This window comes from Flavobacterium sp. WC2509 (assembly GCF_052683105.1).
Genome location: NZ_JBQZFG010000001.1, coordinates 4,267,184 through 4,285,100, shown reverse-complemented (window position 1 = coordinate 4,285,100; position 17,917 = coordinate 4,267,184). Strand labels below are relative to the sequence as shown.

The following is a 17,917-nucleotide window of genomic DNA, read 5'->3' as shown; positions in this document are numbered from 1 at the left end:
TTTATTGTAAAATTGTAAAACCTTTTTGCAATAATTCATAACTGTTTCCACCAACCATAAGTGTGAACTTGCCTGGCTCCACTACTTTATTGTTGTTTATATCCCAAAAAGCTAGTTTTGCTATTGGTAATTTAAACTCCACTTTTTTCGATTCGCCAGGTTTGAGATTGATCCGCTTAAAATCCTTGAGTTCTTTTATTGGACGAGCTGTAGAACCTGACAAATCTGCTGTGTAAAATTGTACGACTTCTGTTGCCTGAAAATTTCCAGTATTTTTTAAATCTACAGTTACCGTCAAAACATCCGATTGCGACAATGAATCTGAAGATAATACTAAATTTTTGTATTCAAAAGTACTATAAGATAATCCATATCCAAAATCAAACAAATTATCAAAACCTGCATCCAGATAATAAGAAGAAGTTCCCAAAGAAGATTGTTTAGCTTCAAGAGGAATATTATTTAGCAACGTTTCCGTTTTATCAGCTGGTCTTCCCACTCTGTCATGATTATAATACACTGGTATTTGACCAACATATTTTGGAAAAGTCACAGGCAGTTTACCGCTTGGAACAGCTTTTCCAAATAAAATATCTGCTACAGCTGGACCTCCCATCGTTCCTGGATGCCACAAATACAACACTGCATCCGATGACTCTACTTCTTTAGCAATCGTTAAAGGTCTTCCTGCCATTACCAAAGTAACTAACGGTTTTCCAGTTTTGCTTAGTTCTTCAATTAATTCGGATTGTGCACCTTTTAAATTTATATCTGCTAAACAATGAGCTTCACCTGATAAAATAGCTTCTTCACCAACAAAAACCAGCACTACATCCGCTTGTTTTGCGGCTTCTATAGCTTTAGAAAAATTACTTTTAATAGTATCTCTGCTAAAAGCAAGTCCCTGCTCGTAAATAAAATTTACGTCTTTGCCATATTTTTTTTTCAAAGCCTGCAAAGGCGTTTGTGTCATCACCTTTTCACCATCAAAAGTCCAGGTTCCCATTTGGTCGTGAGGCGCATCTGCCATTGGGCCAATGATTGCTACTGTTTTTACTTTATTGTTTAAAGGTAATATATTGTTTTTATTCTTTAACAAAACAAACGATTCCTCGGCTGCTTGTTTGGCAGCATCCAGGTGTTCTTGCGAATAAATGGAAGATTTAGAAGTAAGATTGGTGTATGGATTATCGAATAAACCCAATTTGAATTTTAACCGCAGGATATTTCGAACAGCATCGTCAATAGTTTTCATCTGAATTTTTCCTTCAGCAAGTAAAGCTTCAATGTTTTGAAGATAGGTTCCAGAAGTCATTTCGATATCAACACCAGCATTAACGCCTTTCATTGCTGCTTCTTTATTGTCTTCGCAGAATCCCATTTGTACCATTTCCTTTATCGCTCCCCAATCTGAAACGACTACGCCATCAAAGCCCCATTCTTTTCGCAGTACATTTCTCAAAAGAAACTCATTTCCACTGGCAGGTATTCCATCATTAGCATTGAATGAGGTCATTACAGTCGCGCAATTAGCTTCTCTTATGGATTTTTCAAAAGGAGGCAGATAAATGTTTCTTAATTGTCTTTGGGTAACATTAGTCGAATTATAATCACGTCCGCCTTCTGTAGCACCATAAGCTATAAAATGTTTGGCACAAGCAGCAATAGAAGAAGGATTTGATAAATCAGTTCCCTGAAAACCTTTAACCATAGCCATAGACATCACTCCCGACAAGTAAGTATCCTCGCCAAAACTCTCTGCAATTCTTCCCCAACGTGCATCTCTTGAAATATCCATCATAGGAGCAAAAGTCCAACGTATTCCTTTTTCAGACGCTTCTTTTGCTGCTATTCGAGCACCAATTTCTACAATTTCGGGATTGAATGACGCAGCTTGCCCTAATGGAATCGGGAACATGGTTTTAAAACCATGAATTACATCTCTTGCAATTACCAATGGAATTCCCAATCTGGATTCTTTCTTTGCAATTTTTTGTAATTGATTTGCTAATTCTGGGCTTCCAATATTCAACATGGAACCGACTTCTCCAGACCGAATTTGCTGATATAAATTATCAGTAGGATTGCGACCATTGATTTGATTCATCTGGCCGATCTTTTCCTTTAGTGTCATCTTGGATAACACATTTTCTATTTTATTTTCTATCTCTTTTTCCTGGGCACTGCTAGCTGTAATCTGAAAACATGCTAATAGTAGGAAGCAGAATAATGAGAAATGGGGATATTTCATGCTTATTATCTTTTGTCAAAATATTGAATCAGGTTCAACGCATTATCATTAATAATTTTCATTTCTTTCAATAATGGCAAATAGGGTTCAAACTTATTGTTGACGATACCTTTATTGGAATCTCTGTTGGAATAATCAGTACTCAAATCCTCTGGGTCATTATCCATATATTTAAACCAATGCCAACCAACGGAATTTTTATTTTTAAGCAGTTCTAAAGTGAAATTTTGATAAAAAAGCCCTCTCTCCTGTTGCGTGCGGACCAACCACCCTGCCCCCGTATTATTGGGCAATCCTGAATCTTCTCCTTTGGTGTACCATTCGGTAATCAAAAATGGTTTTCCTGACCACTCTCCCCAATTGTTCATTAAATCCTGGCTCGGTTCCCATTTTCGATAGTGGTTTATCGAAACAATATCCATGTATTTTCCAGCAACTTTAAAAATTTCGGGATTAGTTAATTCTTGCTCTTTATCCTGATTAAAACGGCATCCCAAATACATGTGATTCGGATCGGCTTTTCGAAGTGCTGTAGTTACTTTCTTCATATAGGTTTCAAAATAAAAAGCAGTAAAAGCCATACGGTCTTCCTGTGTTACATCTGTAATTGATGCATTAAAACCTTTTCTTTGATCCAACCATTCTTTTGCAGCGATGTAACCTTGTTCATCTTTGGCTAAAAGTGTTAAATGTTTGTCTAAAGCATTGTTATACCAAGGCAATTCATTATCTGTAAAATAGCCTAGCAAATATTTATCATCTTTATATTTAACAATCGATTTTACTGCTTTTTCAACATAAACATCAAATTCTTTGTCAAAAACCATTACCAAATCAAAGCGGTAATTCTGCCAACTGGCTTCTTTATATTTTCCTCCGTATTTTTTAATGTGATCAGAATGATACATCTCCATAGGAGAAATAATTATAGTATACACCAACGGATTTTCTGACTCTTTCAATACATCTACATTAGACCACGCACCCACTCCATTGAATCCATTACTGCGTAGCATTTGTGTTTCTTGTTTCAGCCAATTTTCCTTAGTTCCATATTTTTTATCAAAAACTTTTTGCTGATTTACAGACCGACCAGGATTGAAAACAGCAACTCCTTTGGAAATAAATGGATACCCTTCAGGATCAATAATCCACCATCTGTTGTCAATTTTTTGGGTTCTAAAAAAACCGGTAGCCTCTTTTTGCCAGGTTTTCCAACCACCATAAATAGAAATCGGCGCTTGTGTCTGAGGAATCTTAAATCCAACTAGTTTATCTACTGTTTGTGCCTCATAAACAACCCATTTTGGATCTAATGCATTTTGTCTGGCTTCAACTTTTTGATACGCAACGCTCGGCTGTGCGCATAGAGAGACTAGGCTTATAAAAAAACAGAACAATATATGAATGAAACGTTTCATTAAATTAATTTTAAATATTATAGTATTACAATGCTTGAAAAAGGAAATATTTGGAATAAAAAAAACATAGGGATTTCACACCATTTTAAAACATAAAATAGTCTACTTGTTTTATCCATATTTCAGCCCCTCCTAATGAGAAGGAGCTAAAAATTGGATTTTTTATAATTCAAATAATTGGTATAGGATTGAAATTTATCTCGACAAATACACATTATCAATATCCCATGTGCAATTGTTTAATTTCGCAACATCGTCTCCATCAATAGTTCTTAATACTAATATATCCTTGATTAGATTAAATTTCAATGCAGGATTTTGCTTTTTAATATCCGCTATCGGAATCTTAACCATGTGCCAATCACCGTCTCTTATTAATCCATAAGGATTAGTGCCATCTAATAAAACATAACCTTGTGCACCGCTGCTGTCGTTCATCCTGATTCTCATTTTAGCATTACTGGTAGTTCTAATTGCCAAGTTATAATATGCATATGCCGTAATATCTTGAGTCGCCGTGAATGACAAATACGCATGTGCATAAGTATTTACCACAGGATTAGGTAATGTCAAACTTGAATAGCCGCCTTCAAAACCACCATTTGGAAATTTTGTAGCAACAAAATTCGTTCCGATAACCCAAGTCAAATTTACTGCTACTGGTTTATCTGTGAAATTATCATTATCTGCATAAATCTTCAATCCATCAATTGGCGGAGTAGGTGGAACTGGAGGAGCTTTTTCAACCTGAACAATAAATGTTCTTTTTTCTACAACATTATCGGTGTGCGTTACTTCCAAAGTTGCCGTATAAGTACCTCCTACGGCATACTTAACGACCACATTTGGCTCGAGCGATGTACCTGGACTTCCACCCTCAAATGTCCATTTTACAGCTCGTACTTTTGTTGCTGATTCGTTGTAGGTTACAGTTTCACCATATTTAATATCCAATTTGGTGGAAGTTGCCTCCAATATTTGCCCTTTAGTGTATAGAGTAACCTCACGGACATCCTCTTGACAGGAAAGCAAACTTAAAGAAAGTGCTAAAATGAAATATTTTAACTTAAATATATGTATGTTCATGATTTCAATTTTTTTGTTATTAATTAGTTAATAGTACATCACAAATGTTGTGTATTTTTAATCTTTAAAGGGTTCTAATAATTTTTCTTTAGGGGTTAAAATGTACTTTTTATCATTCCAGATTTAAAAAAAGTCAAAAATCTGTATTTTAAAACAATTTATTCTTTTTGACTTTTACAGTTTATTTCAATAAAAACTGTTGTGACAAGTTTCCGATTTGAATTTTAAAAGTTCCCTTTTCCGAAACCCATTTTAAGTCATTATTGACAAATTGTAAATCTTTTTGGTTCAATTTAAAGTGAACTATTCTGGTTTCATTAGGTCCTAATTCTATTTTCTCAAAACGTTTCAAAGCTTTTACCTCGGGTGTGATACTGGCATATAGATCACTCAGATAAAGCAAAACTGTTTCTTTTCCTGTAAGTTTTCCAGTATTTGTAATAGCAACACTCACGGTAATCTCATCAGTAACATCGATTTCTGTTTTGTCAATTTGAAGATTTGAATAAGCAAAAGTGGTGTACGATAATCCAGTACCAAACTCAAACTGCGGTTGGTAACTTCTCTGGTACTTTGCATCATTATTCTGCTCTTCGTCACCCAAACTTTCAGTATATTTTCGGTTGTATTTTTCTAATGAATTTGGATATCTCGGGTAATTATAAGGGAGTCTTCCGCTTGGATTTACATCGCCGTAAAGAATATCAGCTAAAGCTCTTCCTCCTTCATTTCCCGGCAAATAACACTGAACAATGGCATCCATTTTATCCTCAAAATCACTAATTAACCGAGGTCTACCTTCATTTAAAACCAAAATAATAGGCTTATTTAACTTAGATAATGCCATTGCCAGCTTTATTTGTGGAGCACTTATATACAAACTACTAATATCTCCAGGGGTTTCCGTATAATTCTTTTCACCTAAGCAAAGGACAATTTTCGAAGCGTCTTTTGCCAAAGCAATCGCTTTATCAATTTCTTGATCACTTTCAAGTATTAAATCGGCACCTTTGGTATAGAGAATATTTGCTGCTCCCGCTTTCTTTTGTAATGCTTCCAGAATCGTGAATTTATCAGCAGCAATTTCGTCTGTTTTTTCTCCCTGCCAGGTATATGTCCAACCTCCATTTAACGAAATCATACTATTGGCAGTAGGACCTGTAACCAGTATTTTTTCATTTTTATTTAAAGGCAAAATAGAACTTTTGTTCTTCAATAAAGTGATAGATTCAGCCGCAGCGTTGTAGGCTTCATTAATAAACTCAGGAGAACCAAATTTTGGATACTGCTTAGAATCGGCCACTGTGCCTTCAAATAAATTCAGTTCCATTTTCATTTTCAAGATTCGGCTAACAGCATCATCAATTCTTGACATTGGTACTTCACCTTTGTTTACCAAGTCTAATAAGTCAGTACAGAAAGAATAATTCTCTGGCACCATACTCATATCAATACCAGCCATTACTGCAATACGAACAGCATCTCTGTTGGTTTCAGCCACTTTATGACGGGTATGGAGGTAGATGATATCTTTCCAATCAGTTACAACAACACCTTGAAATCCTAACTCTTTTTTCAAGACGTCAGTAATTAGGTATTTATTGGCATGAACAGGAGTTCCATTTATCTCACCAGAACTTATCATAACACTTTTTGCGCCAGCCTTGATTGCAGCATCATAAATAGGCAGGTCAAATTGTCTTAGAACTCGTTCTGGAATAATGCTTGGAGTTCTGTCTTTACCAGTTGTGGTGCTTCCATAACCGATAAAATGTTTCATGCACGATGCAACATGATATTTAGATCCAATATCACCTCCTTCAAAACCCAAAACCATTGCTTCACCCATTTTGGATGATAAATAGGTATCTTCTCCAAAAGATTCCCATATTCTGGACCAAGCCGGATTTCTTGGTAAATCTAAGTCTGGTGAAAACACCCATGAGATAGAAGATGCTTTTGTTTCGTAAGCCGAAATTTCAGCGCCTTTTTTTACTATTCCAGGATTAAATGTGGCTGCCATTCCAATTTGCTGTGGGAATAAAGTAGCCCCCTGCGTATAACTCGCTCCATGTATGGCATCAATACCATATAAAACAGGTATTTTTAGTCTGGTTTTATTGTTAACTGCACTAATAGCAGTCATAATATCCTGCCATCCCTTTACCGTTGGCGCATATGGATAGGGCGTATTTAATACCGAACCAATATGATATTTCTCGAGTCCCTCACTTAACTTTGTTGTACTAAGACCTGGCTTTCCTTTTTCTTCAAAGGTGCCAAGAGTAATTTGGGTCATCTGCCCAATTTTTTCCTCAATAGTCATCTTAGCCAGCAGTTCTGATACTCTTTTGTCAATTGATTCATTTCTATTTGAACTATTTTGCCCCCAACCTATTGAATAAGTGAGAAAAAATAAAAACAGAAGCGTGATTGTTTTTTTCATTTGAAATATTTTTTTTAGAGAATAGCCGAAAGTAAAAAAACTTTCATTGTAGTCTTTCATCTATTCTCTATATACTATACTCTATTTTAAACCTGCTAAAAAACCTAGATAGGCTTGTTTCTTCTGGAAATCAACGTCTAATAACAATGGATATTCTTTTGAATGCCATGCACTTGTTAGCCATGTATATTTGTCTGTCACGCCCCAGGTTGTAATACCAAATTTTTGGGCTTGAGGTAATTCTTCATACATCGTTACGATACTTTTATAGGTATCTGATTGTTTTTTTGCTTCAGCATCATTAAAAACATAAGTATCCGATTTATTGACATTTACCTTAACATCCAACTCTGAAATATGAATTAATAATCCAGTGCTTGCCAGATCTGTTAAACCGGTTTTCATAGTCTCTTTGTTGGTGTCATTTCCATAATGAAATTGATCTCCCAGACCATCGATTGGATATCCTTTAGCTTTGAATTTTGCAACCATTGCTTTTATAGCAGCTCTTTTGCCTGCATCAATGACCACACTATAATCGTTATAAAACAATTTAGCATCAGGATCTGCTTCTTTTGCATATTTAAAACATCTGCCATAAAAACCAATAGGATCTTTAAAAACAGGCTTTATAACTGCTTCGTCACGTAAAGCACCACCATCTGCAAAAACCTCATTGACTACATCCCAGCTTCTCACTTTGCCTTTATAACGTCCAACTACATCAGTAATATAGATTTTCACTTTAGCTTCAAATGCGATAGAATCATTTTTTTGATTTTTAAACCAATCTGGAAATGAGTTATACCAAATTAAAGTATGTCCATGCAACTGTATGTTGTTATCTTTGGCAAAAGTAGCAAGGTAATCAGCTCCAGTCCAGCTATAAACAGTTGGAGAAGTCCAAATAGTTGCCATTTTCATTTCAAATTCTGGAGTGATCTGATTGTAGTTAGCCAATACAGCTTTTTTATAATCGGCATCTCCTTGCAAATAAGAAACTTTAACAGCTGCACCAATATTGAACTTCGCTTTATCCTTCAAAGCTTGACTTTGATTAGTAGGGTCATTCACTCCAGCCTCATCTCCATTAATAAAAACTACTTTTTCATCATTGGTACAAGAAGCAAATACCATCGTGAATAAGAGCACTATTCCACCCAAAATAATTTGTTTATTTATCATCGTGTGATTTTTTTTTAAGGATCTGGAAATAAAAAAAACATTTTAATTTCCAGATTCATTGTTAATATGAAAGCAGTCTGAGAATGCTTTTTTATTTTTAACTTGTTTTTTTACTATGAAATATAATTAGTAACCAACATTAAATCCTGGAGGATTTCCCATTTTATCTATTTGGGATTGAGGAACTGGCATATTTACCATATACGGTTTCATGTCTAAATGTATTTCTCCAGATACAGTACCTGTAGGACTTGAACGGAAATATAAATTTTGTCTTTCAACTAGAAGTCCTAATCTTTTCAATAGGAACCATCTGTTATTTTCAAAAGCCAATTCTCTTGCCGACTCGTCTAAATAGTCATTCAAAGTCCAAGCTTTAAGATCAAAGGTAGTAGCAGTGTTTGCGGGATCTCCTGTATAACCTCTTCTTCTTACTTTGTTAAGATATTCAAGTGCTTTTCCATCATTGCCTAGATTATGATAAGCCTCAGATGCCAATAAATAAGTTTCGGCCAATCTGTAGTACATATAGTCTTTCCAACTATCTGAACTATTAGGTAATTTCTCTGTATCATGATATTTTTTCAAACTCCAGTGCCATGCTCTGTAATTACCGTCTGGATATTTAATTTTCGGATTACTAATAGACTTTCCAAAATTAGGATTACCTGGCACATTAATTTTATAGTCTAAATAATTATCTGAATAGTAATAGGTTTTAAACCTTAAATCATTGGTTTGGTCATAAAGTTTATATAAATAATCATTCGGATAAAACCACCCTAATGACTGACCTCCGTAAGCAACCTCCTGAATAAGTTCTTTGCTATCCAACTCATAAGTTCTATTAGTAAAAACACTTCCCAGCCAAGAATTTCCACCGCCTGTTTGATTATCTGCTCTATATTTATTATTTGGATCAGATAGATTTTCTTGAGAAGTATTACCTCCCGTTAATTGGTCCTTTTGGTAAGTAAAAAGCGATTCAGCGTGATTGGCATTTTGTCCCCATACCTCAGCTAATGGCACTAAAGCATGTATGCCGTCATTTATAATTGCATCAAATTGAGTAGCAGCACCAGCATAGTCTTTCTGCCATAGTGCGCTTTTTCCGCGTATATGTCTTGCAACGGCCTGACTGTAACGTCCTAGCTCTGGTTTAGCAGGAAGATTAGCTATTGCGTAATCAAGATCCCCATTAATTAGTTTATAAACATCGGCATCGCTGGCCGCTTTGTATTCTACTGGATCATTAATATTTTCTGGAGTAGTTGCTATGGTATCAATTAATATACCTCCATACATTTGTTTTAAATCCAAATACAATTCTCCTCTAATTACCCTGGCCTGTGATAACACAGATTTCTTGGTAGCGTCATCCATTGGGATTGTTCTTGCAGCGGTAATAATCGCAGAACATCTATCAATTATTTTGTATGCTTGATTCCATTTTGACGGTGTGAAAGAAGTAGGATTATGAGTAGATCCATAAGGCGTATTCCATGTTCTATGAAGTCCTAAATCTGTTGCTGCCAAAAAGAACACATTACCCCACAGATCATTATTATCACCTGATGGCAGATTATAATGTCTCATCTGGTTATAAAGTGCATTAACTCCGCCTTCTAGTCCGGCTGGAGAACTGTATATATATTCTGTTGCAATTTGGTCCTTTACATCTTCCTCCAGGAATTGTTCACACGAAGTGAGCCCTAGAGAAAGCAGAAGTGCCAAAACAAATAAAAATTTTATATTTTTCATAATCTTGTTATTTATTAATTTATTATATGCGTTAAACCCCTCCATTAAAACCCAACTTGTAATCCGATGACAAAAGTTACTGGCTCAGGATAATCACCTACTGATTTTTCAGGACTGTATGACTGAAAATCTGTAATGGTAACTAAATTACTTCCTGTCAAATAAAGTCTCATATTCGTCATTCCTATTGATTGAATTACATCTTGCGGAAAAGTGAAACCTGCAGATATATTTTGTAGTCTTATATAAGAGGCATCTTGCAAACCTAAAGCAGATATGTTTGCCGGATCATTACCAACTCTCGGTCTTGGCCAATTTCCACCTGGATTTTCTGGTGTCCAATAGTCTACTTTCAAACCATTTTTAACCCCACGCAAAGAACCTCCTGCTACATAATCATATAAATAAAGATTATTTTTAACAACACCTTGAACGGTATAAACATCAGCAGAGAAATCAAAACGTTTGTATTTCATACTTAATGATACTGTCCCATACCAGTCAGGCAATTTTGAAGTTATAAATTTGTCTACGTTAGGATCTGGTTTAGGACCGTTATTAGGATCATTATCAATTAGCCTGATGTCACCAGGCTGAAGTGCTGGAGTTCCTGCATCTACGGGAATGTTTTCTCCTTCCTGATATAATCCATTGGCTTTATACTGATAATAAACATCTATTGGCTTACCTATAAACCATGAATTTGCAACATCATCATCTTCTTTTCCATCTCCATTTGTATCCTTGCCATAAATGCTCACGATCTCATTCTTGTTTTTTGTGAAAGACAAACCTAGATTCAGACTAAAATCTTTCTTTTTAATTAGTTCAGAATTCAAAGTCACTTCAAGACCTTTATTATTCACCTTACCAATGTTCGACAGTTTTTTCTCGTATCCTGAGCTTGGATCAAGTTTTTCCATAATCAACAAGTCAGAAGTATCTGTATTATAAGCCTCAACTGTACCGCTTAATCTATTTTGGAAAAAGCCAAAATCTACTGCAAGATTCAATTGTGTTGAAGTTTCCCATTTTAAATCTGGATTAGACAATTGAACTCCTGGAGCATATCCAATTTCTTTTTTACTGTCTACATAATAATCCATTTCATCAGATATAGCCATACTTTGATAAGGACCTGAAGGCTGATTACCTACTTTACCATAACTTGCTCTTAATTTTAAATTGCTGATTACTGGAGCATGATCTATTATAAAATCTTCTTTATAAACATTCCATGCCGCACTTACCGCTGGGAAATAACCCCATTTATTATTTTCTCCAAATACCGAAGAACCATCGGCTCTTCCTGAAGCAGTAAAATAATATTTATTGGCATAGTCGTATTCAAATCTACCAGCAAACGAAACCAACGATTTTTCATTTCCTGCAATTGTAGGCGTATTCGAATAGGCACTTGCTAGACCATAAATTCCAAGATCATCATTTGGTATTTTGGCAGCAGTATTTTTAAATTCATTGTATTCCGATGATGTAATTTCGTAAACAGCCGTAGTTCCAAAATGATGTTTTTCCGCTACTTTAAAATTATAATTGAAGATATTACTCAGCTGATATTCTACATTGTCTCTGAAATATATATTTCCGCTTCCTTGTCCAGAATTTGCCAGACCGGAAAGAGATTTTGTAGAATTATAACCCATTCCTTTGATATTATAGGATCTACGGCTTGCGTTTAATTTATATGTAAAACCTTTTAGAAGATTAATATCCAGAAAAACATTCATCATGTCATTTCGGTTTACTTCGTTTGTATTTGTTTCATACAAATCAATCAGCGGATTTGGAGTTTCTTGTACTCCTCCAGGATATTGGCGGAAAGTACCATCGTCATTATAAATTTTACCAAGTGGTGAGGTAGTAATCGCATTATTCAAAACATTACCAACATTTGGCCTGTTTGATTCAGAATATTGAAGTGAAGCATTCATTCCTACTTTCAACCAGTCACGAACTTTTTGATCGACATTAATTCTCATTGCCACTTTATTAAAATCGGAATTTGGTATTACCCCTTTAGTATTAATATAGTTAAGGCTGGTAAAAACACTAGTTTGATCCGTACCCGAAGAAAGACTTATACTGTGATTATTGGTAACACCAGTAGTCAACATATATTTGTCCCAATCAATATATTTTCCAGATTGAACAGATTCTAACTCTTGGGATGTAAACACTGAAGTGTCAGGTCCATAAACACCTCCATTAGCCGTTCTAAAAGCCTCTCTTTTTAATTGAGCAAATTCTTCACCATTATAAATATCAAAATTTCTATTCACAGTTTCAATACCAGAATAACCATTATAGGAAACCTTTACTTTTCCAGTTTTTCCTCTTTTAGTAGTAATTAAAATCACACCATTTGATGCTCTTGCTCCATATATCGATTGCGCAGCAGCATCTTTTAAAATTTCTAAAGAAGCAATATCATTTGCATTAATATCATTGATATTCCCTATCACAACACCATCGGCTATTACGATAGGATCATTGCTACCATTAATCGATTTTTTCCCTCTAATTTGTATAGAAGATGAACTTCCTGGTCCTCCATCTGCCAAAGTAACCTGAACACCTGCCGCTTTTCCTCTAAGCATTTCACCAACATCAGATGTGGCTACTTTTAGCATGTCTGTAGTTTTCACTGAAGCCACAGAACTTATTATATCACTTTTTTTCTTTGTTCCATATCCTACAACTATTACTTGATCTAAAGATTGTGAACTGGGATTTAATGTTACGTTTAAATTAGTTCTATTTCCAACGGTAATTGATACGTCATCCATACCGATATATCTAAAAAGAATTATTGTATTTGGATTAGCTTCAATAGTAAAACTACCATCAAAATCAGTTTGGGTACTTTTTCCTCCTTTGATAACTACATTTACTCCTGGCAAAGGTATTTTGGTATTATCAAATACTTTTCCTGAAATGGTCTTTTGCTGCGCATTCATACTGTTAAATAAGAAGCACATAAATAAAATCAAGCTCAACCTCAAAAAGTTTCCTCCGAGAAAAAGCATGTTTACATGTTTGTTGTTTTTCATTGTTAAAAAATTTAATATTATTTTTTGGTTAGTTTCATAAACCAGCAACTGATTTATATCGCAAAATTGACCAATAAATGACGGTATAAGGGGAGCAATATATTCGTTTTTAGGGGCACTAACGTCTTTATTTGGAGAATATCCCCTTTTTAACCCTTTAAAAACGGTATTCGTAAAAAAAAACTTAAAAATTATTCAATGCATAATATTTTATTTCTTATTTGATTATTATTTATTTTTCTGCATTTGCTTATGATAATCTGAAAACAAAAAACAATCCTTTTTGAGATTGTATTAGAAAGTAAATTGGTTCAAAAAATACATTTTTTTCTTTTACATTTTTGCAGAAAACAACTTAAAAATTTAATTTTTTATAAATACTTTCAGGTTGTTTTTAGACAATAAAAAACTACTATAAACCCGAAAGCTATATAGTAGTCTTTATAATAAAATCAAAAATTGCTTATTTAAACAGTAGTAACTTATTCTTTTGTAAGCTGCGAGCTTTTATAAATTGTTGGTGAAAGATTATAGAACTTTTTAAACTCTTTGCTAAAATGCTTTCTATCGTTGAAACCAACCATATAGGTTATTTCAGATATCGAATAATTGGAATTCATTAACAGACTTGCAGCCTTTTTTAATCGCATATTCTTAATAAACCCTGCTACAGAATGATCCGTAAGCGTTTGCACTTTTTTATAAAGCACAGTTCTGCTCATCCCAATTTCTTTGACCAAATCATTTACATCAAAATCTGGATTGTCAATATTTGATTCAATTATATGAGTTAATTTTTTTACAAATAAGCCTTCAGGAGTATTTACATTTTCCTGCTCCGCATCTGTAATGAACCTTTCACTATATTTTTGGCGCATTATTTCTTTTGAAGACAATAAATTCAGTATTGTCAATTTCAATTCCTCAATACTAAAAGGCTTTGAAATATAAGAGTCTGCACCGGTAGAAAGCCCTTCTATTCTATTTAATGTTGAAGATTTTGCAGTTAATAAAATAACAGGAATATGATTTGTGTTCAAACTGGTTTTCAAAATCTTACACAATTCAAAACCGTCCATTTCTGGCATCATAACATCACTTACAATAAGATCTGGAATTTCTTTATCCATATAATCAAGAGCGTCTTGTCCATTAGTAAATCTTAGAACCCTGTATTCTGTACATAAAATATCAAAGATGAAAGACAAAACCTCTTCATTATCATCAATAATAAGAATGGTTTTTTTTGTATTATCATTTGATTCTTCCAAATAATTAGCTTCATGGATCTCAAATGTTGTTTTACTATCAGAAATAGGACATGCAAGCTCAGTTGTGGCAATAGCATTTTCAACGATTTGCGATTTTTTAAAATGATCTTTGCCTTTTCTTAATGTAATTGTAAAAATCGTTGCAAAATTAGCATCGGCTTCTGTCTGTACTTTTATGTCTCCATGATGAAGTTCTACGATGCTCTTACTTAAAGCCAGACCGATACCACTACCCATATTGGTACTACCGCGATCATCTAATTGGAAAAAGTTTTTGAAAATTTTCTTTTTTCTGTTTTCAGGTATTCCAATCCCATTATCCTTAACTTTGATTTCTATCAAGTCCGGATCATCTCCTTTTTGCCCAACGGACAAGGTTATTCTGCCATTTTTACTGGTAAATTTAAAAGCATTGGAAAGTAGATTGTAAATTACTTTTTCCATTTGATTTTTATCAAAATAAACCAATACTGAATTTATATTGAGAACGAATTTATAATCAATATTTTTCTCTACAGCAAATCCTCGGAAAGATTCATAAACATCAAAGCAAAAAGAAACAATATCCTGTTCTTCACAATAGATTTTCATACTTCCCTTTTCTGCTTTTCTAAAATCCATTAATTCATTGACCAATTTTAATAATCGATCTGAATTACTTTTTATCGTTTTTAATTTATTTTCCAGATTAGAATCCTTTTCGGCTCCATTTAAAAGTTCTTCAACAGGACCGCTTATAAGTGTCAAAGGAGTTCTAATTTCATGAGAAACATTGGTAAAAAAGTCCAGTTTCATTTTGTACAATTCCTCTTGTCTTTCTTTCTCTAATTGCTCTAAATAAAAGGCTTGCTCTAACAATTCTCGATTTCTAAAAAAGCGAAATAATGAAACAGAACCTGCCAACAATAAACCAAAATATAATATATAAGCCCACCATGTTTTCCACCAGGGAGGCAACATTATAATTTTTAAGGTTTTAATCGAAGGATTCCATTTACCGCTGGCATCAGAAGTCTTTATTTTCAAAAAGTAAGTTCCTGAATTTAAATTTGTTAAATTAATATAATGTTGGGAGCCTATAGTATGCCAATTGTCTTTATTTAAAGAGCTTTCTAATTTATAGGCATATTCATTTTTCTCAGGATTGACATAGTTCATGGCACTAAATTCAAGTCCTATATATCCTTGATTATAACCTAAAGTGATTTCTGAAGTTTCGCTTATATAATTATCTAATGGAATTTCTTTATTTCCAGGTCTGATTTCCTCATTATTAACGATAAGCTTCGTCAATACTATTTCTGCGTTACTATTAGTTTTTATTAATTTTGAAGGATTAAAAATGATCAGCCCGTTTGAAGATCCAAACACCAATTCATTGTTATTCAATTTTAAACTGCTGTTATTCGAAAATTGTTTTACTTTCAAACCATCCTTTGAAGAGTAATAGGTAATCTCAAAATCTGAAATACTTGGAACCGATTTAAAATGTTTTGTTTTGATCTTATACAATAAATTATTATCGCTGACCCAAATATTCCCTTGAGAATCTTCTGAAATGCTTTTTATGGTTTCATCAGTAAACCCCATTGCTTTATTAATTTCGAAAAAACGTCCCGATTTTTCATCAAATAAATTGATTCCGCCACTTTCTGCACCAATCCAAAATCTATTTTTTGAATCGGTATACATCACCGTCAGACTATTGTTTGGCAATCCGTTCTTTCCTCCAGTTTTGAATACTTTTGTGACTTTTTTCAATCTTTTGTCAAAAAAATTCAAGCCGTACTGCGTGGCTATCCATAGACCATTATTTCTATTTGCAATATCTGTAATAAAATTATCACTGATTGAATTTGAAGTCCCATCTGCCATATAACTTTCAACGGTTCCGTCTGGCATTACTTTTTTCAGACCATTTCCATTTGTTCCTACCCATAAATCTCCATTATCCATTAATAGCGAAGTTATAGGTCTTTCTCCTTCTTTTGAATCCTTTTGTGATAATGGAATAGTCGTAAACTTTTTACTTTTTTTATTAAACTTAAACAATCCATTAAATGTGCCACAATACAGGTTTTCATTATGATTCACTAAAGAAGTAATCACATTAACAGTCTTTTCAAAATCAAAATAATCTATTAAATACGATGAATTCGTGTGGTTTTTGAAATCCAGATGATTCAATCCGCCTCCATTAGTACCAACCCATAAAGAGCCATCAGCTTCTTTTGCAATAGCATTTATTAATGCGTTGTTTAATCCAAAATTTGGTTTAGTAACTTCTCTGATAGTATTGAAATTGGTATTGGTTTTTTGAAAAATGTTGACACCTCCACCATTTGTACCTACCCAGATATCGCCACGACGATCTTTTAGAAAACATTTTACATCATCATCAGAAAGACTGTAACTCGTTAACGGATTATGTTTAAAATTCGTAAATTCATTTTTATCTTTCTTAAAAACACATAAACCACTTTTAGTAGCAAACCAAATTGTGTTGTCATCTACCGCAACAACATCATTAACCCAATTGGAAGACAACGCCTTTTTATTATCAAAACCATGCAAATAATTGGTTATAGAATTTTTAGTCACAGAATAATGAAACACACCATTTGTTTCCGTAGCAAACCATAAATCGCCATTTTTTTCTTTAATGACTTTCCAAATCTTCGATTTTACTAAAGAAGTATTATCACTAAAAATTTTAGGCAAATTTTTCTTCGAGCCATTTTGAGGATCAAAACATTCCAGTCCTTTAGACGTACCTACTAATACACCATATTTGCTGTCATAAAATAAAGAAAGGACCCTGCTTTTTCTAAATGGAGAATTCAAGTCACTAGAAATTTCTTCTAATACATACTTTTTTTTGTTTAGCAGTTTGATGCCTCCAAAAGTCCCAACCCATATCCTATTTTGATTATCTTGAATTATTGAGGAAATATAATTCCTGCCACCTTTAACTTTACGGATATCAATTCTTAAAAAAGTATTTTCTTTTTTATTAAACAGATTCAAACCATTGTTGGTACCAATCCAAAGTTCTTTTTCGTTATCTTCTAAAACAACATTAATGTGATTGTTGCTAATAGTATTTAATATGTCTTTATTATAAACATATCTCAAAAAATCATAACCATCATAACTAATCAAACCATTTGCAGTTCCTATCCAAATAAATCCCTTTTTAGTTTGATGAATACTAGAAATCATACTTTGCGAAAAACTCACATCATAATTAATATGATCAAAATATAAATCATGATCTTGAGCAGAGGAACCAAAAGGGATTGAAAAAAAGAATATAAAGCTTAAAATATAGTTTTTGATATTTTGCATAAATTGAATTAATTATGGGACTCAATAATTATTTGACGAAGATATTTTTTTTAATTAATCTTTAGAAAAAATAAATA

General features: G+C 33.6%; 8 protein-coding genes. All 8 read right to left on the bottom strand.

Translation table 11 applies throughout. The features are described from left to right. Position 1 precedes the first annotated feature (1 nt). Positions 2-2,251, bottom strand: coding sequence for a beta-glucosidase BglX (bglX, locus tag ACUN3A_RS17610; RefSeq protein ID WP_445552593.1), 2,250 nt, complete (start codon positions 2,249-2,251; stop codon positions 2-4). Positions 2,252-2,256: 5 nt separating this feature from the next. Next, positions 2,257-3,672: a hypothetical protein gene (locus ACUN3A_RS17605; protein ID WP_445552592.1), complete on the bottom strand. Its 1,416-nt coding sequence runs from the start codon at positions 3,670-3,672 to the stop codon at positions 2,257-2,259. A 195-nt stretch (positions 3,673-3,867) separates the two neighbouring features. After that, entirely contained in the window at positions 3,868-4,758 is an 891-nt protein-coding gene (locus ACUN3A_RS17600; RefSeq protein ID WP_445552591.1) for a PKD domain-containing protein, read from the bottom strand. Positions 4,759-4,939: 181 nt separating this feature from the next. Further along, positions 4,940-7,204, bottom strand: a complete 2,265-nt coding sequence (locus ACUN3A_RS17595; protein ID WP_445552590.1) for a glycoside hydrolase family 3 N-terminal domain-containing protein — start codon at positions 7,202-7,204, stop codon at positions 4,940-4,942. A gap of 81 nt (positions 7,205-7,285) precedes the next feature. Continuing rightward, positions 7,286-8,389, bottom strand: a complete 1,104-nt coding sequence (locus tag ACUN3A_RS17590) for an endo-1,4-beta-xylanase (RefSeq protein WP_445552589.1) — start codon at positions 8,387-8,389, stop codon at positions 7,286-7,288. A 126-nt stretch (positions 8,390-8,515) separates the two neighbouring features. Continuing rightward, the gene (locus tag ACUN3A_RS17585; protein ID WP_445552588.1) at positions 8,516-10,150 is read right to left on the bottom strand and encodes a RagB/SusD family nutrient uptake outer membrane protein; all 1,635 of its coding nucleotides are present in this window, start codon (positions 10,148-10,150) and stop codon (positions 8,516-8,518) included. Positions 10,151-10,194: 44 nt separating this feature from the next. Then, complete coding sequence (locus ACUN3A_RS17580; protein ID WP_445552587.1) at positions 10,195-13,221, bottom strand: SusC/RagA family TonB-linked outer membrane protein; 3,027 nt, start codon at positions 13,219-13,221, stop codon at positions 10,195-10,197. A gap of 482 nt (positions 13,222-13,703) precedes the next feature. Further along, positions 13,704-17,840: a hybrid sensor histidine kinase/response regulator transcription factor gene (locus ACUN3A_RS17575; RefSeq protein WP_445552586.1), complete on the bottom strand. Its 4,137-nt coding sequence runs from the start codon at positions 17,838-17,840 to the stop codon at positions 13,704-13,706. Between the last annotated feature and the right edge of the window lie 77 nt (positions 17,841-17,917).

Coding starts and splice junctions, on each gene's coding strand:
- bglX (WP_445552593.1), bottom strand. CDS start 2,251: ATGAAATATCCCCATTTCTCATTATTCTGCTTCCTACTATTAGCATGT.
- ACUN3A_RS17605 (WP_445552592.1), bottom strand. CDS start 3,672: ATGAAACGTTTCATTCATATATTGTTCTGTTTTTTTATAAGCCTAGTC.
- ACUN3A_RS17600 (WP_445552591.1), bottom strand. CDS start 4,758: ATGAACATACATATATTTAAGTTAAAATATTTCATTTTAGCACTTTCT.
- ACUN3A_RS17595 (WP_445552590.1), bottom strand. CDS start 7,204: ATGAAAAAAACAATCACGCTTCTGTTTTTATTTTTTCTCACTTATTCA.
- ACUN3A_RS17590 (WP_445552589.1), bottom strand. CDS start 8,389: ATGATAAATAAACAAATTATTTTGGGTGGAATAGTGCTCTTATTCACG.
- ACUN3A_RS17585 (WP_445552588.1), bottom strand. CDS start 10,150: ATGAAAAATATAAAATTTTTATTTGTTTTGGCACTTCTGCTTTCTCTA.
- ACUN3A_RS17580 (WP_445552587.1), bottom strand. CDS start 13,221: ATGAAAAACAACAAACATGTAAACATGCTTTTTCTCGGAGGAAACTTT.
- ACUN3A_RS17575 (WP_445552586.1), bottom strand. CDS start 17,840: ATGCAAAATATCAAAAACTATATTTTAAGCTTTATATTCTTTTTTTCA.